Source organism: Enterobacter cloacae complex sp.6700776, assembly GCF_048284255.1.
Taxonomy (GTDB): domain Bacteria; phylum Pseudomonadota; class Gammaproteobacteria; order Enterobacterales; family Enterobacteriaceae; genus Enterobacter; species Enterobacter intestinihominis.
Map to the genome: position 1 here is coordinate 339,131 of NZ_JBLVYK010000001.1, position 18,255 is coordinate 357,385.

The following is an 18,255-nucleotide window of genomic DNA, read 5'->3' on the forward strand; positions in this document are numbered from 1 at the left end:
TTTCGCCGCAAAACCTCCCACTTTTCCTTTGATTTATATCAACTTACCGCCGCCCTAAAGCCCTAATGTTTGCAGCATCATTCGAGAATCAGAGGTGTCTATGAGTCACTCTTCCGCTCCCGAAAGGGAAACTGGTGCCGTTATTACAGACTGGCGTCCAGAGGATCCGGCGTTCTGGCAACAGCGCGGCCACCGTATAGCAAGTCGTAATCTGTGGATTTCCGTGCCATGTCTGTTACTGGCGTTTTGCGTCTGGATGTTGTTCAGTGCGGTTGCGGTTAACCTGCCAAAAGTGGGCTTTACCTTTACCACCGATCAACTGTTTATGTTGACTGCGTTGCCGTCGCTTTCAGGCGCACTGCTGCGCGTTCCTTACGCGTTTATGGTGCCGGTCTTTGGTGGTCGTCGCTGGACGGCTTTCAGTACCGGGATCATGATCGTGCCGTGCGTGTGGCTCGGTTTTGCGGTGCAGGATACCTCTACACCGTTTAGCGTGTTCGTGATTATCTCTCTGCTGTGCGGCTTTGCGGGGGCGAACTTTGCGTCCAGTATGGCAAACATCAGCTTCTTCTTCCCGAAAGCGAAGCAGGGTGGTGCGCTGGGCATTAACGGCGGTCTGGGTAACATGGGCGTGAGCGTGATGCAGCTGATTGCTCCGCTGGCGATCTCGGTCTCCATCTTTGCGGCGTTTGGCGGCGGCGGTGTGACGCAGCCCGACGGTTCAGTGCTGTTCCTGCAAAATGCCTCCTGGATTTGGGTACCGTTCCTGGTGGTCTTTACCCTGGCGGCATGGTTCTTCATGAACGACCTGTCCGCGTCCAAAGCGTCCCTGAGCGAGCAGCTGCCGGTTCTGAAACGTGGCCACCTGTGGGTAATGGCACTGCTGTATCTGGCGACCTTCGGCTCGTTCATCGGTTTCTCCGCAGGCTTTGCCATGCTGTCGAAAACCCAGTTCCCGGACGTACAGATCCTTCAGTTTGCCTTCTTCGGTCCGTTTATTGGCGCGCTGGCACGTTCGCTGGGCGGGATGATCTCCGACCGTCTGGGCGGAACGCGCGTTACGCTGGTGAACTTTGTATTGATGGCCATCTTCTGTGCGCTGCTGTTCCTGACGCTGCCTGCGGGTGGTGAGGGAGGTAACTTCTTTGCCTTCTTCGGCGTCTTCATGGTGCTGTTCCTGACCGCCGGGCTGGGCAGTGCGTCTACTTTCCAGATGATCTCTGTCATCTTCCGCAAGCTGACCATGGACCGCGTGAAAGCGCAGGGCGGGAGCGACGAGCAGGCGATGCGTGAAGCCGCTACCGATACCGCTGCGGCGCTTGGGTTTATCTCTGCGATTGGCGCGATTGGCGGCTTCTTTATTCCAAAAGCGTTCGGTATCTCACTGGATCTGACCGGCTCTCCGGCGGGTGCGATGAAGGTATTCCTCGTCTTCTATATCGCCTGTGTGGTTATCACCTGGCTGGTATATGGCCGTAATACCAAGAAAAACAAGTAAGCTTGATTATCCGTTTGCGCGGCCTGAGTGCCGCGCTTTTTTTAATCGCTTAATAGTTACAACATACTAATAGCGTTTCCCGTAGTCGCACACAGGTAACGCTGTGATCCCCATCGCTTTACAGGTGTCTCTACCCCTTAATACCTTAGATGTTAAATTTTGCTCCACTTATTGTACGATAAATAAAATATATCCATATAAATCATTAAGTTAAAAAATATTAATAGCTACCGCTTTGGTGGTATTTGATCTAATACCCCCCCTCAGAGACCCCCTCCGTCTTGATCGTTATCAATTCTCACCATCTTTCATAGCGTTACCTTCGCTGCAAATCAGCAATGTCGATTTAGAGAGCCACAGGCTCCACACAGGAGATACCCGATGAGCAAATTTTTGGACCGGTTTCGCTACTTCAAACAGAAGGGTGAAACTTTTGCCGATGGGCACGGCCAGGTTCTGGATACCAACCGGGACTGGGAAGACGGTTACCGTCAACGCTGGCAGCATGACAAAGTTGTCCGTTCTACCCACGGTGTAAACTGCACTGGCTCATGTAGCTGGAAGATTTTCGTTAAAAACGGTCTGGTGACCTGGGAAATGCAGCAGACCGACTATCCGCGTACCCGTCCGGATATGCCGAACCATGAACCGCGCGGCTGCCCGCGTGGGGCCAGCTACTCCTGGTATCTCTACAGCGCCAACCGTTTGAAATACCCGCTGATGCGTAAACGCCTGATGAAAATGTGGCGTGAAGCGAAAGTGCAGCACAGCGATCCGGTTGATGCCTGGGCATCCATCATCGAGGACGCCGACAAAGCGAAAAGCTTCAAACAGGCGCGTGGTCGCGGTGGTTTCGTTCGTTCTTCCTGGAAAGAGGTGAACGAGCTGATTGCGGCCTCCAACGTCTATACCGTGAAAACTTACGGTCCTGACCGCGTGGCAGGCTTCTCGCCAATCCCGGCAATGTCGATGGTCTCTTACGCCTCCGGCGCGCGCTACCTTTCACTTATCGGCGGTACCTGTCTGAGCTTCTACGACTGGTACTGCGACCTGCCGCCAGCGTCGCCGCAGACCTGGGGCGAACAGACCGACGTGCCGGAGTCCGCTGACTGGTACAACTCCAGCTACATCATCGCCTGGGGCTCTAACGTTCCGCAGACCCGTACCCCTGATGCGCACTTCTTTACCGAAGTACGTTACAAAGGGACCAAAACCGTTGCCGTGACCCCGGACTACGCCGAAATCGCCAAACTGTGCGACCTGTGGCTGGCACCGAAACAGGGTACTGATGCCGCCATGGCGCTGGCGATGGGCCACGTCATGTTGCGTGAATTCCACCTCGACAAGCCAAGCCAGTATTTCACCGATTACGTGCGTCGCTACACCGACATGCCAATGCTGGTGATGCTTGAAGAGCGTGACGGCTATTACGCCGCTGGCCGTATGCTGCGTGCTGCGGATCTTGTGGACGCGCTGGGTCAGGAAAACAACCCGGAGTGGAAAACGGTCGCCTGCAACAGCAACGGCGAGCTGGTGGCGCCAAACGGTTCTATCGGCTTCCGCTGGGGAGAAAAAGGCAAATGGAACCTGGAACAGCGTAACGGCACCACGGGTGAAGAGACAGAACTTCGCCTCAGCATGCTGGGCAGCCAGGACGAAATCGCCGATGTCGGCTTCCCGTACTTTGGTGGTGAAGGTTCCGAGCACTTCAACAAGGTTGAGCTGCAAAACGTTCTGATGCACAAACTGCCGGTTAAGCGCCTGCAACTGGCGGACGGTTCTACCGCTCTGGTCACTACGGTCTACGATCTGACCATGGCGAACTATGGCCTGGAGCGCGGTCTGAACGACGAAAACTGCGCGACCAGCTATGACGACGTGAAGGCTTATACACCAGCCTGGGCGGAGCAGATCACCGGTGTGCCACGCGCCCAAATCACCCGTATCGCCCGCGAATTTGCGGAAAACGCAGACAAAACTCACGGTCGCTCCATGATCATCGTCGGTGCCGGTCTGAACCACTGGTATCACCTCGATATGAACTATCGCGGCCTGATCAACATGCTGATCTTCTGCGGCTGCGTCGGGCAGAGCGGCGGCGGCTGGGCGCACTACGTGGGCCAGGAAAAACTGCGTCCGCAGACCGGCTGGCAGCCGCTGGCGTTTGCCCTTGACTGGCAGCGTCCGGCTCGTCACATGAACAGCACCTCCTACTTCTATAACCACTCCAGCCAGTGGCGCTACGAGACGGTGACCGCGCAGGAGCTGCTGTCGCCGATGGCGGATAAATCCCGCTACAGCGGCCATCTGATTGACTTCAACGTGCGCGCTGAACGCATGGGCTGGCTGCCGTCTGCACCGCAGTTGGGCACTAACCCGCTGCGCATTGCGGAAGCGGCGAAGAAAGCGGGCATGTCACCGGTGGACTACACCGTGAAATCGCTGAAGGATGGCTCAATCCGTTTTGCGGCAGAACAGCCTGAGAACGGCAAAAACCATCCGCGTAACCTGTTCATCTGGCGCTCCAACCTGCTGGGTTCGTCCGGTAAAGGCCATGAGTACATGCTGAAATACCTGCTCGGTACCGAAAACGGTATTCAGGGTAAGGATCTCGGCAAGCAGGGCGGCGTGAAGCCGGAAGAAGTTGAATGGAAAGACAACGGTCTGGACGGCAAGCTGGATCTGGTGGTAACGCTGGACTTCCGTCTGTCCAGTACCTGCCTGTACTCCGATATCGTGCTGCCTACCGCCACCTGGTACGAAAAAGACGACATGAATACGTCGGATATGCATCCGTTTATTCATCCGCTGTCTGCGGCCGTTGACCCGGCGTGGGAATCAAAAAGCGACTGGGAAATCTATAAAGACATCGCGAAGAAATTCTCCGAAGTCTGTGTAGGGCACCTGGGCAAAGAGACCGACGTGGTGACGCTGCCAATCCAGCACGACTCCGCTGCCGAACTGGCGCAGCCGCTTGACGTGAAGGACTGGAAAAAAGGCGAATGCGACCTGATCCCGGGCGTGACCGCGCCGCACATTATTCCGGTTGAACGTGATTACCCGGCAACGTACGAGCGCTTTACCTCTATCGGTCCGCTGATGGAGAAGATCGGTAACGGCGGTAAAGGCATCGCCTGGAATACCCAGAGCGAAATGGACCTGCTGCGCAAGCTCAATTACACCAAAGCAGACGGCCCGGCCAAAGGCCAGCCAATGCTGAACACGGCAATTGATGCAGCGGAAATGATCCTGACCCTGGCACCGGAAACCAATGGCCACGTGGCGGTGAAAGCGTGGGCGGCTCTGAGTGAATTTACCGGCCGTGACCATACGCATCTGGCGAAGAATAAAGAAGAAGAGAAAATCCGCTTCCGCGATATTCAGGCTCAGCCGCGCAAGATTATCTCCAGCCCGACCTGGTCTGGTCTGGAAGATGAACATGTCTCCTATAACGCCGGATACACCAACGTTCACGAACTGATCCCATGGCGCACGCTCTCTGGCCGTCAGTCTCTGTATCAGGATCACCAGTGGATGCGTGACTTCGGTGAAAGCCTGCTGGTTTACCGTCCGCCAATCGATACCCGCTCCGTGAAAGCGGTGATGGGGGCGAAATCAAACGGTAACCCTGAGAAGGCGCTGAACTTCCTGACGCCGCACCAGAAGTGGGGTATCCACTCCACCTACAGCGACAACCTGCTGATGCTGACGCTGTCGCGCGGGGGGCCGATTGTCTGGATGAGCGAAGCGGACGCCAAAGATTTGGGTATCGAAGATAACGACTGGATCGAAGTGTTCAACAGCAACGGTGCCCTGACGGCACGTGCGGTGGTGAGCCAGCGTGTACCAGCCGGGATGACCATGATGTACCACGCGCAGGAACGTATCGTTAACCTGCCGGGTTCAGAGATCACCGAGCAGCGCGGCGGTATTCACAACTCTGTGACCCGTATTACGCCGAAACCGACGCATATGATCGGCGGCTATGCCCAGCTGGCCTACGGCTTTAACTACTACGGCACTGTAGGATCAAACCGCGATGAGTTCGTGGTGGTACGTAAGATGAAGAATATTAACTGGTTAGATGGCGAAGGTAATGACCAGGTACAGGAGAGCGTAAAATGAAAATTCGTTCACAAGTCGGCATGGTGCTGAATCTGGATAAATGCATCGGCTGTCATACCTGCTCAGTCACCTGTAAAAACGTCTGGACCAGCCGTGAAGGTATGGAGTACGCCTGGTTCAACAACGTGGAAAGTAAGCCGGGCACCGGCTTCCCGACCGACTGGGAAAACCAGGAGAAGTGGAAGGGTGGCTGGATCCGTAAAATCAACGGCAAACTGCAACCGCGCATGGGTAACCGTGCGATGCTGCTCGGTAAAATCTTTGCTAACCCGCATCTGCCGGGCATCGACGATTACTACGAGCCGTTTGATTACGACTATCAGAACCTGCACAACGCGCCGGAAAGCAAACACCAGCCGATCGCCCGTCCTCGCTCGCTGATCACCGGTAAGCGCATGGACAAAATTACCAGCGGTCCAAACTGGGAGGAAATTCTGGGCGGCGAGTTCGAAAAACGCGCCAAAGACCAGAACTTCGAGAACATGCAGAAGGCGATGTACGGCCAGTTCGAAAACACTTTCATGATGTATCTGCCGCGCCTGTGCGAACACTGCCTTAACCCGGCGTGCGTTGCGACCTGCCCAAGCGGCGCCATCTACAAGCGTGAAGAAGATGGCATTGTGCTGATCGACCAGGACAAGTGCCGCGGCTGGCGTATGTGCATCACCGGCTGCCCGTACAAAAAAATCTACTTTAACTGGAAGAGCGGTAAGTCTGAGAAGTGTATCTTCTGCTACCCGCGTATCGAAGCCGGTATGCCGACCGTCTGCTCAGAGAGCTGCGTAGGGCGTATCCGCTACCTCGGCGTGCTGCTGTACGACGCGGATGCGATTGAAAATGCCGCAAGCACCGAGAACGAGAAAGATCTGTATCAGCGTCAGCTGGACGTCTTCCTCGATCCGAACGATCCGAAGGTGATCGAGCAGGCGCTGAAAGACGGTATTCCGCAGAGCGTGATTGACGCCGCACAGCAGTCCCCGGTGTACAAAATGGCGATGGACTGGAAGCTGGCGCTGCCGCTGCACCCGGAATACCGCACGTTGCCGATGGTCTGGTACGTGCCGCCTCTGTCTCCTATTCAGTCTGCGGCTGACGCAGGTGAACTGGGCAGCAACGGCATTCTGCCGGACGTGGAAAGCCTGCGTATTCCGGTTCAGTATCTGGCCAACCTGCTCACCGCAGGGGATACCCAGCCGGTGCTGCTGGCGCTGAAACGTATGCTGGCGATGCGTCACTTCAAACGTGCGGAAACCGTTGACGGCGTTAACGATACCCGCGCGCTGGAAGAGGTCGGCCTGACCGAAGCGCAGGCGCAGGAGATGTACCGCTATCTGGCAATCGCTAACTACGAAGATCGTTTCGTGGTGCCGAGCAGTCACCGCGAGCTGGCTCGCGAGGCCTTCCCGGAGAAAAGTGGGTGTGGCTTTACCTTTGGCGACGGTTGCCACGGCTCAGACAGCAAATTCAACCTGTTCAACAGCCGCCGCATCGACGCGATGGATGTGACCAGCAAAACGGAGCCGCACCAATGATTGAACTCGTCATTGTTTCGCGTCTGCTCGAGTACCCTGATGCTGCGCTTGTGCAGCATCAGCAGGAACTCTTTGATGCACTCGCGTCATCTGAAAACCTGGATAAAGAGGATGCCCAGACGCTGGGCATTTTCCTCCGCGACCTGCTGGCGCGCGATCTTCTTGATGCGCAGGCGGACTACAGCCAGCTGTTTGACCGTGGTCGTGCCACGTCTCTATTGCTGTTCGAACACGTTCACGGTGAATCCCGCGACCGTGGTCAGGCGATGGTGGATCTGATGGCCCAGTACGAGCAGCACGGTTTGCAACTCGACAGCCGCGAGCTGCCGGATCACCTGCCTCTGTACCTGGAATATCTGGCGCAGCTGCCGAAAGAGGAAGCGCTGGGCGGGTTGCAGGACATCGCTCCCATTCTGGCGTTGCTCGGCGCACGTCTCCAGCAACGTGAGAGCAATTATGCAGTCCTGTTCGATCTGCTGGTGAAACTGGCTAACGCCTCGGTTGACAGTCAAAAAGTGGCGGAAAAAATTGCGGATGAAGCCCGTGACGACACCCCACAAGCACTGGATGCCGTCTGGGAAGAAGAACAGGTGAAATTCTTTGCTGACCAGAGCTGTGGCGAATCTGAAATCTCCGCGCATCAGCGTCGTTTTGCCGGAGCGGTGGCTCCGCAATATTTGAATATCTCTAACGGAGGACAGCACTAATGCACTTCCTGAATATGTTCTTCTTTGACATTTACCCGTATATCGCGGGCACCGTGTTCCTGGTGGGAAGCTGGCTGCGTTATGACTATGGCCAGTACACCTGGCGTGCTGCCTCCAGCCAGATGCTGGATCGTAAAGGGATGAACCTGGCGTCAAACCTGTTCCACATCGGGATTTTGGGTATTTTCGCCGGTCATTTCCTGGGGATGCTGACGCCGCACTGGATGTACGAAGCGTGGCTGCCGATTGAAGTGAAGCAGAAGATGGCGATGCTCGCCGGTGGCGCCTGCGGCGTGATGACCCTGGTGGGTGGGCTGCTGCTGCTGAAACGCCGTCTGTTCAGCCCACGCGTGCGGGCTACCACGACCGGAGCGGACATCCTGATCCTCTCCCTGCTGATGGTGCAGTGTGCGCTGGGTCTGCTGACCATTCCATTCTCTGCGCAGCATATGGACGGCAGCGAGATGATGAAGCTGGTGGGATGGGCGCAGTCTGTCGTGACCTTCCGCGGTGGTGCCTCTGAGCATCTGGACGGCGTGGCGTTCATCTTCCGCGTTCACCTGGTGCTGGGTATGACCCTGTTTGTGCTGTTCCCGTTCTCTCGCCTGGTGCACATCTGGAGTGCGCCGGTGGAGTACCTGACGCGCAAATATCAGATCGTGCGTGCTCGTCGCTAATTCGCTGTATTGATACAACCCCGCATTTGCGGGGTTTTTTTTGTCCTGGAACCAGGGTTTCGTGCGGATGCCGGGTGGTGGCTGCGCCTTACCCGGCCTACGGAATTCACTATGCTCGGATCGAACCCTGGTCGAAGCTTCTCATCTTTCCCCGCATGGGAGAACCATGGGGCATTGTGCTTTTGGAGAGTGCTAAAAAATCTGGAAGTGATGGTGGTGGGGGAAGGATTCGAACCTTCGAAGTCGATGACGGCAGATTTACAGTCTGCTCCCTTTGGCCGCTCGGGAACCCCACCAGGGGTAATTCATATTTTGAGGTAAAGCTGGAGATGGTGGTGGGGGAAGGATTCGAACCTTCGAAGTCGATGACGGCAGATTTACAGTCTGCTCCCTTTGGCCGCTCGGGAACCCCACCACGGGGTAATGCTTTTAACTGGCCTGCTTCCTGCTGGAAGCGGGGCGCATCATATCAAATGAGACGCCCCTGTAAAGCATTCCTTTAGGAAAATGAAGCTGTTTGCCTGCTTTTTATCCGTAAAGGCGTAAAGCTAATCAATTCATTTTCCGAAGGATTAAAGAATAATCGTTCTGTTGCCGTACACAAAGACGCGCTGAGCAAGTACCTGATAAAGCGCACGGCTCAGTACGTTCTTCTCAACGTCACGGCCAGCTCGCATCATATCTTCTGCCGTGTAGGTGTGATCCACGTGGATCACGTCCTGCATGATGATTGGGCCTTCGTCCAGATTATCATTCACGTAGTGCGCGGTTGCGCCAATGATCTTCACCCCACGCTCGTATGCCTGGTGATACGGACGCGCGCCAATAAAGGCTGGCAGGAAGGAGTGGTGGATGTTGATAATTTTGTTCGGGAAGCGCGCCACGAAGGATGGCGTCAGCACGCGCATGTATTTTGCCAGCACCACGTAGTCCGGGTTATGCGCTTCAATCGCAGCAGCCATCAGGTTGTCGTGCTCTTCGCGGGTATGACCTTCATGGCTGACCAGTTCAAACGGAATGTCGAAACGTTCAACCAGAGTACGCAGCGTCTCGTGGTTGCCAATGACGGCGGCAATTTCGACGTCCAGGCCACCGTAGTTGGCTTTCATCAGCAGATCGCCCAGGCAGTGCGCCTCTTTGGTGACCAGAATGACAATGCGGCGACGACCCGCCGGGTTTAGCTCGCGCACCGAGCCTTCCGGCAGGGCGCTGTCCAGATCGGCAAGCAGGGTTGTGTCGTTGAAAATACCTTCCAGCTCGGTACGCATAAAGAAGCGACCGGTACGGTGGTCAACGAACTCGTTGTTCTGCACGATATTCAGTTCATGCTTGTAGCAAATGTTGGTAATTCGTGCGATCAGTCCTTTTTGATCGGGACAGATAGTGCGCAGAACTTTACGTTGTAATGATTGCATCGCCGGGAAATCCTGTTTATGTATTTGCGAAATCTGAGTTGTCAGGCATTACTGCCGCAACACTTTTTAAATTTTTTTCCTGAACCACAGGGGCAGGGATCGTTACGACCGAATTGCGGACGTGTGCCGTCAATATAATACCATTGCCCGCTGTCCTTTAAGAACCGTGAGCGTTCAATGATGGCGCCGGGTTTGTTTTGTTCGCTAAAGCGGGCGACAAAACTGACATAGCCCTCGTTGGCATCGCGGCCGGGAGCGGCATCAAAGACGGTAAGGCCCAGCCAGACGGTGTTGGCAAATCCGGCTTCAATCTCTTGCCGAAAATCGGCAGCATCACAGGACGGATGCCAGGTTTTAATCAGGTAGTCTGCGTTTTTGATCACAAAAGCAGTATACCGCGAGCGCATAAGGTGTGACGGGTCTGGTGCAACCTGCTCGCCAGAAAGATATCGCTGGCAACATAGGCTATACTCCAGAGCGCTACCACAGGGGCAGAGTTGAGACACGATTCTCTTCCTGGAACAAAAAATAAGGCGTTAAACGCTTAAGGTAGCAATATGTTAACTGAGCAGGTGCGTTGACGCTATGTCGGGAATCCAGGGGAAGTAAAACAGGGCTAATGAGAAAGGTAAAAATTGGACTGGCGTTGGGCTCAGGTGCAGCCCGGGGTTGGTCACATATTGGCGTTATCAATACCTTAAACCAGATGGGGATTGACGTTGATATTGTCGCAGGATGTTCTATCGGGTCGCTGGTCGGATCCGCGTACGCCTGCGGTAAGCTCCCGCAGCTTGAAAGCTGGGTGCGCTCCTTTAGTTACTGGGATGTACTGCGCCTGATGGATCTCTCCTGGCAGCGTGGCGGCCTGCTGCGCGGCGAACGCGTATTCAATCAGTTTCGTAAGATAATGCCCCTCGCTGACTTCAGCCACTGCCAAATGCCTTTCGGTGCCGTTGCAACCAACCTCAGTACGGGCAGGGAGTTATGGCTCACCGAAGGGGATATTCATCTCGCCGTTCGCGCATCCTGTAGCATGCCTGGGTTAATGGCGCCTGTGCCTCATAATGGCTACTGGCTCGTTGATGGTGGCGTGGTGAATCCTGTCCCCATCTCTCTGACGCGCGCCATGGGGGCAGATATCGTCATTGCAGTGGATTTACAGCACGACGCTCACCTTATGCAGCAGGATTTGATGCCGGTTAATCTTCAGAGCGATGATGCGGAAGAAGAGAAACTTGCCTGGCATGCGCGTTTACGCGGCAGAATAGGGCGCCTGACTGCCCGTCGCACGGTGACCGCGCCGAACGCTATTGAAATCATGACGACCTCCATTCAAATTCTTGAGAATCGCCTGAAGCGAAACCGTATGGCTGGCGATCCTCCGGATATTCTTATTCAGCCCTATTGTCCACAAATCTCTACCCTTGATTTCCACCGGGCTGAGGCCGCCATAGCAGCGGGCTCGTTAGCCGTCGAAAAGAAAATAGATGAACTGTTGCCTTTTGTGCGTACAGCACGTTAAGCACTTTTTTGATTACTTCAGCAAAATCTGACAGGCGATAGTACCAATAGCATGCCACTATTGAGTAACTGTCAGCCAGGGGAGGAACCATGACACAGCCATTGGCCGGAAAACATATTTTGATAGTAGAAGACGAGCCCGTTTTCCGATCGCTACTGGATTCGTGGTTATCCTCACTGGGTGCAACCACGTCCCTTGCCGAAGATGGCGTCGAGGCACTGGAAAAAATGGCCAGCATGGCGCCTGATCTGATGATCTGCGATCTCGAGATGCCGCGCATGGACGGATTAATGCTGGTGGAAAACCTGCGTAACGAAGGTTATCAGACACCGATACTGGTGATCTCGGCAACCGAAAATATGGCGGATATTGCTAAGGCGTTGCGTTTGGGTGTGCAGGATATCCTGCTCAAACCGGTTAAAGATTTAAACCGACTGCGTGAAACGGTGTTGGCCTGCCTGTATCCCAATATGTTTAATTCCCGGGTGGAAGAAGAAGAACGTCTTTTCCAGGACTGGGATGCTTTAGTCAGTAATCCGCTCGCGGCCGCGAAGCTGCTTCAGGAACTTCAGCCGCCGGTGCAGCAAAATATCTCTCATTGCAGAGTAAATTATCGCCAGCTGGTAGCGGCTGACCAGCCTGGACTGGTGCTGGATATTGCGCCGCTATCAGATTCCGACCTCGCTTTTTATTGCCTGGATGTTACCCGAGCGGGTGATAACGGCGTTCTGGCGGCCTTATTACTCCGTGCGCTGTTTAATGGATTGCTACAGGAACAATTATCCCATCAGGGGCAACGACTTCCTGAGTTAGGCAGTTTACTAAAACAGGTCAACCAACTTTTTCGCCAGGCCAATTTGCCGGGGCAGTTCCCGCTTCTGGTTGGCTATTATCACAGCGGGTTGAATAACCTTATTCTGGTCTCTGCTGGATTAAATGCCACGCTGAATACCGGCGAACACCATATACAGGTGAGTAACGGTGTGCCGTTGGGAACGTTGGGTAATACTTACCTTAATCAAATTAGCCATCGCTGTACCTCCTGGCAGTGCCAAATTTGGGGTGCCGGTGGGCGGTTACGCTTAATGTTGTCCACGGAGTAAGCAGTCAGGTTTTATTTTTCAGATTGCTTTACCTGTGTTTTTGCTGGCAGTGCTACTATCGCTGCAAGTTTCATGCGTATTTGTCTTAATTGATCGGCAACGCGTTCTTTTCAGACCCGTATTAGTGGCTGAGACTGTATACTCAACGCGTTATTCAATGCATAAAAGTTCAAAACTTGAACAGTTCAGGAGAATTTCAATGGCTGCCCTAAATTCGAAAGTCAGAAAGGCCGTTATCCCGGTGGCGGGATTGGGTACCAGGATGTTGCCAGCGACGAAGGCAATCCCAAAAGAGATGCTGCCTCTGGTTGATAAGCCATTAATCCAGTATGTCGTGAATGAGTGTATTGCGGCAGGTATCACCGAAATTGTACTGGTGACGCATTCATCTAAAAACTCTATCGAAAACCATTTCGATACCAGTTTCGAACTCGAAGCAATGCTGGAAAAACGCGTAAAGCGCCAGCTGCTGGAGGAAGTGCAGTCTATTTGCCCTCCACACGTTACCATTATGCAGGTTCGTCAGGGCCTGGCGAAGGGCCTGGGGCACGCAGTATTGTGTGCACATCCGGTAGTGGGTGATGAGCCGGTCGCGGTTATTCTGCCAGACGTGATCCTTGATGAGTATGAGTCCGATCTTTCCCAGGAAAACCTGGCGGAAATGATTAAACGCTTCGACGAAACCGGCAGCAGCCAGATTATGGTTGAGCCAGTCGACGATGTGACTGCTTACGGTGTGGTTGACTGCAAAGGTGTTGCCCTGCAACCTGGTGAAAGCGTACCAATGGTTGGCGTTGTTGAAAAACCTAAAGCGGACGTCGCGCCGTCTAACCTTGCTGTCGTTGGCCGTTACGTACTGAGTGCTGAAATCTGGGCGCTGCTGGCCAAAACGCCTCCGGGTGCGGGCGATGAAATCCAGCTGACGGATGCTATCGATATGCTGATCGAGAAAGAGACCGTGGAAGCCTACCATATGAAAGGTAAGAGCCATGACTGCGGTAATAAGCTCGGTTATATGCAGGCATTCGTCGAATATGGCATTCGCCATAACAGCCTGGGTGAAGAATTTAAAGCCTGGCTCAAAGGTAGCGTGGGTATTAAGTAATAAACTCACGGACCAGTGAACAAGACCGGTGTGGCGATGCCCACCGGTTTTTTTATGCCTGTCGATCCGTAATTGGCTGGAGATTGTCAAGGACGTTAAATAGTGAGCCAGGCAATATGACAGAATGTAAGGAGATGTTTGGGGAATATTATGGGCATAAAAAATCCCGCATTAAGCGGGATTTTTCAGAATCTTTCCAGATTAATCCTTGATCAGGAAGTCATCCAGTTGTTTACCTTGTTCGTCCATAGCTTTCTTGATTACAGCAGGAGTACGACCCTGGCCGGTCCAGGTTTTCTCTTCGCCGTTCTCGTCGATGTAGCTATATTTAGCAGGACGTGCTGCGCGTTTTGCTTTGGTACCGGTTTTAGCCGCAGCCATGCTGTTCAGCAATTCGTTTGGATCGATACCATCGGCAATCAGCATTTCGCGATACTGTTGCAGTTTACGTGTACGTTCTTCGATTTCAGCCGCTGCTGCGCTTTCTTCTTCACGACGTTCGTTAACGACAACTTCTAATTTTTCGAGCATCTCTTCAAGCGTTTCAAGGGTACATTCTCTTGCCTGCGCACGAAGAGTACGGATGTTGTTCAGAATTTTAAGTGCTTCGCTCATTGTAGTAATCTCAAACTTATAATGGGGGTGGGTTTGTTGTCCTAATAATAGAGCGTTAATTTCACTTGTGCAATAGGTTGGAATGTAAGGAATTCAAAAAATACAAAATTAATGACGCTATTATTAATTACGCTAACTTAAATTTCATTGTTTGCTGGGGCGATGAGATATCGTTTCAAACGGCAAAAGCGCGTCATTTGCATGTTTGTTTTGTGACTTTTACCTCAGGAATTATAGTTGCGGTTGATAAATATCAGCCTTTCGTATTACTCCGGCTAAGCGCAGCGAACAGAAGAATAGTTAATAAATAGTGAATTTTAAAGATTGCAGAAGCCACTATAAAAAGAAGTGTTATCTCCGGTGTCGAGCTCGCCTTATTGTCCGTGCTAAAAGCCTTTACTGTCTGTTTTAACGCATTATTTTGCGCTATCAACGAAGAGTTTATTGGTGCAGAACAGCCTGGAGCACGCAGCCCGCCGCTGATGACAATACAAAATATGGTACAATGATCCATCGGGAATATTACACATTGATTAGGGTTCTTCGGCCAATGGCACAACTTTATTTCTACTATTCGGCAATGAATGCAGGGAAATCGACGGCGTTACTGCAATCCTCATACAATTATCAGGAGCGGGGGATGCGTACCGTTGTTTATACCGCCGAAATCGACGATCGCTTTGGGGCAGGGAAGGTAAGCTCAAGAATAGGGCTCTCGTCGCCTGCAAGGCTGTTTAACCCTGAAACGGACCTGCTTGAGGACATTCGTGCCCAGCATGCCTCTAAGCCTGTCCATTGCGTGCTGGTAGATGAAAGCCAGTTCCTGACCCGTGAGCAGGTCCATGCACTTTCAGAGGTCGTTGATGAGCTGGATATTCCCGTTCTTTGCTATGGATTACGCACTGACTTTCGCGGTGAGTTATTTGCCGGTAGCCAGTATCTGCTCGCCTGGTCGGATAAGCTGGTTGAGCTGAAAACTATCTGCTTTTGTGGCCGCAAGGCAAGCATGGTTCTTCGCCTGGACCAGTCGGGCAAGCCTTATGCTGATGGCGAGCAGGTGGTGATAGGGGGCAATGAACGTTATGTCTCGGTCTGCCGCAAGCATTATAAAGAGGCGCTGGCTGTAGGCTCGCTGACGGCGTTACAGGGCGACAATCGCAAATAAAAAAAATGTCTTACGGATCCTCAGATATAAAAAAACCCGCCAGCGGCGGGTTTTTTTCACACTGTCAATCAAGCATTTTTCTTCGCTTTCTTGTCAGCCTTTACAACTGCGGGGATGTCGACTTTTACGGCAGCGACATCGCTTTCAGTGAAGTTACGACCGTAATAGGTATCCAGCAGGATCTGTTTCAGTTCGGAAATCAGTGGGTAGCGCGGGTTAGCACCAGTACACTGGTCATCGAATGCATCTTCAGACAGCTTATCTACGTGAGCGAGGAAGTCAGCTTCCTGAACGCCTGCTTCGCGGATAGATTTAGGAATACCCAGTTCAGCCTTCAGGCTTTCCAGCCATGCCAGCAGTTTCTCGATCTTCGCTGCAGTACGGTCGCCCGGTGCGCTCAGACCCAGGTGGTCTGCGATTTCAGCGTAGCGACGACGAGCTTGCGGACGGTCGTACTGGCTGAATGCAGTCTGCTTGGTTGGGTTGTCGTTGGCGTTATAGCGGATAACGTTGCTGATCAACAGGGCGTTCGCCAGACCGTGAGGAATGTGGAACTGTGAACCCAGCTTGTGCGCCATGGAGTGACAGACACCCAGGAAGGCGTTAGCAAATGCAATGCCCGCGATGGTTGCCGCACTGTGTACACGTTCACGAGCTACAGGGTTTTTCGAACCTTCGTTGTAAGAAGCTGGCAGGTTTTCTTTCAGCAGTTTCAGTGCCTGTAAAGCCTGACCGTCAGAGAACTCAGAAGCCAGTACGGAAACGTAAGCTTCCAGGGCGTGAGTTACCGCATCCAGACCACCGAACGCACACAGTGATTTCGGCATTTCCATGACCAGGTTGGCGTCAACGATAGCCATATCTGGCGTCAGTGCGTAGTCAGCCAGCGGATATTTCTGACCCGTTGCGTCATCAGTCACAACAGCAAATGGCGTCACTTCTGAACCGGTACCGGAAGTGGTGGTGACGGCGATCATTTTCGCTTTCACGCCCATTTTCGGGAACTTGTAGATACGTTTACGGATATCCATAAAGCGCAGCGCCAGTTCTTCGAAGTGGGTTTCCGGATGCTCGTACATGACCCACATAATTTTCGCGGCGTCCATTGGGGAACCGCCACCCAGTGCGATGATCACATCAGGTTTGAAGGAGTTAGCCAGTTCAGCGCCTTTACGTACAACGCTCAGGGTTGGGTCAGCTTCAACTTCAAAGAAGACTTCAGTTTCGACGCCAGACGCTTTCAGAACAGAGGTGATCTGGTCTGCATAGCCATTGTTGAACAGGAAACGGTCAGTCACGATGAGCGCACGTTTGTGGCCATCAGTAATCACTTCGTCCAGCGCGATTGGCAGAGAGCCGCGGCGGAAGTAGATAGATTTCGGAAGTTTGTGCCACAACATGTTTTCAGCTCGCTTAGCAACGGTTTTCTTGTTGATCAGGTGTTTTGGACCAACGTTTTCAGAGATGGAGTTACCACCCCAGGAACCACAACCCAGAGTCAGGGAAGGTGCGAGTTTGAAGTTATACAGGTCACCGATACCACCCTGAGAAGCAGGGGTGTTGATCAGGATACGTGCCGTCTTCATCTTCTGACCGAAGTAAGCAACACGCTCTGGCTGGTTATCCTGGTCGGTGTACAGGCAAGAGGTGTGGCCGATACCGCCCATCGCCACCAGCTTCTCTGCTTTTTCTACCGCGTCATCGAAATCTTTCGCACGGTACATTGCCAGTGTCGGGGATAGTTTTTCGTGAGCAAACGGCTCACTTTCATCAACGACTTTCACTTCACCAATCAGAATCTTGGTGGTAGCAGGGACGCTAAAGCCGGCGAGTTCAGCGATTTTATACGCTGGCTGACCTACGATAGCTGCGTTCAGTGCACCATTTTTCAGAATCACGTCCTGAACGGCTTTCAGTTCTTTACCTTGCAACAGGTAGCCGCCGTGGCTGGCGAAACGTTCACGAACGGCGTCGTATACCGAATCAACCACGACAACAGACTGTTCAGATGCACAGATAACGCCGTTATCGAAGGTTTTCGACATCAGCACAGAGGCAACTGCACGCTTGATATCTGCCGTTTCGTCGATCACAACAGGGGTATTACCTGCGCCTACGCCGATGGCTGGTTTACCGGAGCTGTATGCTGCTTTAACCATACCAGGACCGCCGGTCGCCAGGATTAAGTTAATGTCCGGGTGATGCATCAGGGCGTTGGACAGTTCAACAGAAGGCTGGTCGATCCAACCGATCAGATCTTTTGGCGCACCCGCAGCAATGGCAGCCTGAAGCACGATATCCGCTGCTTTGTTGGTGGCGTCTTTCGCACGTGGATGCGGGGAGAAAATGATTGCGTTACGTGTTTTCAGACTGATAAGAGATTTGAAGATGGCGGTAGAGGTTGGGTTAGTGGTTGGAACGATACCGCAAATAATGCCGATGGGTTCAGCGATAGTGATGGTGCCAAAAGTGTCGTCTTCTGACAGCACACCGCAGGTTTTCTCATCTTTATAGGCGTTGTAGATATACTCTGAAGCAAAGTGGTTTTTGATCACTTTATCTTCAACGATACCCATACCGGATTCGGCAACGGCCATTTTAGCGAGAGGGATTCGAGCATCTGCAGCAGCCAGAGCGGCCGCGCGGAAGATTTTATCAACCTGTTCTTGGGTGAAATTGGCATATTCACGCTGGGCTTTTTTCACGCGCTCGACGAGGGCGTTCAGTTCAGCGATATTGGTAACAGCCATAATGCTCTCCTGATAATGTTTAAACTCTTTTAGTAAACCAG

Annotated in this window: 13 protein-coding genes and 2 tRNA genes; 9 read left to right on the forward strand and 6 right to left on the reverse strand. The window is 53.1% G+C overall.

Annotated features, from left to right (window positions below):
- The first annotated feature begins 100 nt into the window (after window positions 1-100).
- The 5 genes from ACNQ0T_RS01790 to narI all read left to right on the forward strand — a co-directional run bounded on the left by ACNQ0T_RS01790 (window position 101) and on the right by narI (window position 8,539).
- A complete protein-coding gene (locus ACNQ0T_RS01790) occupies window positions 101-1,498 on the forward strand; it encodes a NarK family nitrate/nitrite MFS transporter (RefSeq protein ID WP_022648363.1) in 1,398 nt (465 codons plus the stop codon).
- Between the two features lie 381 nt (window positions 1,499-1,879).
- The gene (locus ACNQ0T_RS01795; RefSeq protein WP_023300281.1) at window positions 1,880-5,623 is read left to right on the forward strand and encodes a nitrate reductase subunit alpha; all 3,744 of its coding nucleotides are present in this window, start codon (window positions 1,880-1,882) and stop codon (window positions 5,621-5,623) included.
- Window positions 5,620-7,155, forward strand: coding sequence for a nitrate reductase subunit beta (gene narH / locus ACNQ0T_RS01800; RefSeq protein WP_032624103.1), 1,536 nt, complete (start codon window positions 5,620-5,622; stop codon window positions 7,153-7,155). The genes ACNQ0T_RS01795 and narH overlap by 4 nt, the downstream gene beginning before the upstream one ends.
- Window positions 7,152-7,862, forward strand: a complete 711-nt coding sequence (gene narJ / locus ACNQ0T_RS01805; RefSeq protein WP_022648360.1) for a nitrate reductase molybdenum cofactor assembly chaperone — start codon at window positions 7,152-7,154, stop codon at window positions 7,860-7,862. The genes narH and narJ overlap by 4 nt, the downstream gene beginning before the upstream one ends.
- Window positions 7,862-8,539, forward strand: a complete 678-nt coding sequence (narI, locus tag ACNQ0T_RS01810; RefSeq protein ID WP_022648359.1) for a respiratory nitrate reductase subunit gamma — start codon at window positions 7,862-7,864, stop codon at window positions 8,537-8,539. Before narJ ends, narI begins: the two co-directional genes overlap by 1 nt.
- A gap of 211 nt (window positions 8,540-8,750) precedes the next feature.
- On the opposite strand, the gene ACNQ0T_RS01815 is transcribed toward narI, so the two are convergent.
- The 4 genes from ACNQ0T_RS01815 to ACNQ0T_RS01830 all read right to left on the reverse strand — a co-directional run bounded on the left by ACNQ0T_RS01815 (window position 8,751) and on the right by ACNQ0T_RS01830 (window position 10,460).
- Window positions 8,751-8,835: transfer RNA gene (locus ACNQ0T_RS01815), tRNA-Tyr, on the reverse strand.
- 34 nt (window positions 8,836-8,869) lie between these two features.
- A tRNA-Tyr gene (locus ACNQ0T_RS01820) sits at window positions 8,870-8,954 on the reverse strand.
- 157 nt (window positions 8,955-9,111) lie between these two features.
- Window positions 9,112-9,954 (reverse strand): formyltetrahydrofolate deformylase, encoded by an 843-nt coding sequence (purU, locus tag ACNQ0T_RS01825; protein ID WP_003856715.1) that lies wholly within the window; start codon window positions 9,952-9,954, stop codon window positions 9,112-9,114.
- 41 nt (window positions 9,955-9,995) lie between these two features.
- Entirely contained in the window at window positions 9,996-10,460 is a 465-nt protein-coding gene (locus ACNQ0T_RS01830; protein ID WP_022648358.1) for a YchJ family protein, read from the reverse strand.
- Window positions 10,461-10,573: 113 nt separating this feature from the next.
- Here ACNQ0T_RS01830 and rssA point away from each other — a divergent pair, with 113 nt between their 5' ends.
- From rssA to galU, 3 genes are all read left to right on the forward strand, one after another.
- Window positions 10,574-11,476 (forward strand): patatin-like phospholipase RssA, encoded by a 903-nt coding sequence (gene rssA / locus ACNQ0T_RS01835; protein ID WP_022648357.1) that lies wholly within the window; start codon window positions 10,574-10,576, stop codon window positions 11,474-11,476.
- 89 nt (window positions 11,477-11,565) lie between these two features.
- Window positions 11,566-12,579 (forward strand): two-component system response regulator RssB, encoded by a 1,014-nt coding sequence (gene rssB, locus ACNQ0T_RS01840; RefSeq protein WP_003856721.1) that lies wholly within the window; start codon window positions 11,566-11,568, stop codon window positions 12,577-12,579.
- 199 nt (window positions 12,580-12,778) lie between these two features.
- Window positions 12,779-13,684, forward strand: a complete 906-nt coding sequence (gene galU, locus ACNQ0T_RS01845; protein ID WP_022648355.1) for a UTP--glucose-1-phosphate uridylyltransferase GalU — start codon at window positions 12,779-12,781, stop codon at window positions 13,682-13,684.
- Between the two features lie 201 nt (window positions 13,685-13,885).
- On the opposite strand, the gene hns is transcribed toward galU, so the two are convergent.
- Window positions 13,886-14,299, reverse strand: coding sequence for a histone-like nucleoid-structuring protein H-NS (hns, locus tag ACNQ0T_RS01850; protein ID WP_003856724.1), 414 nt, complete (start codon window positions 14,297-14,299; stop codon window positions 13,886-13,888).
- A gap of 550 nt (window positions 14,300-14,849) precedes the next feature.
- Between hns and tdk the strand changes: the two genes are divergently transcribed.
- Window positions 14,850-15,464 (forward strand): thymidine kinase, encoded by a 615-nt coding sequence (gene tdk / locus ACNQ0T_RS01855; protein ID WP_032622434.1) that lies wholly within the window; start codon window positions 14,850-14,852, stop codon window positions 15,462-15,464.
- Between the two features lie 68 nt (window positions 15,465-15,532).
- On the opposite strand, the gene adhE is transcribed toward tdk, so the two are convergent.
- Window positions 15,533-18,214, reverse strand: a complete 2,682-nt coding sequence (gene adhE / locus ACNQ0T_RS01860) for a bifunctional acetaldehyde-CoA/alcohol dehydrogenase (protein ID WP_032624107.1) — start codon at window positions 18,212-18,214, stop codon at window positions 15,533-15,535.
- Window positions 18,215-18,255 lie beyond the last annotated feature (41 nt).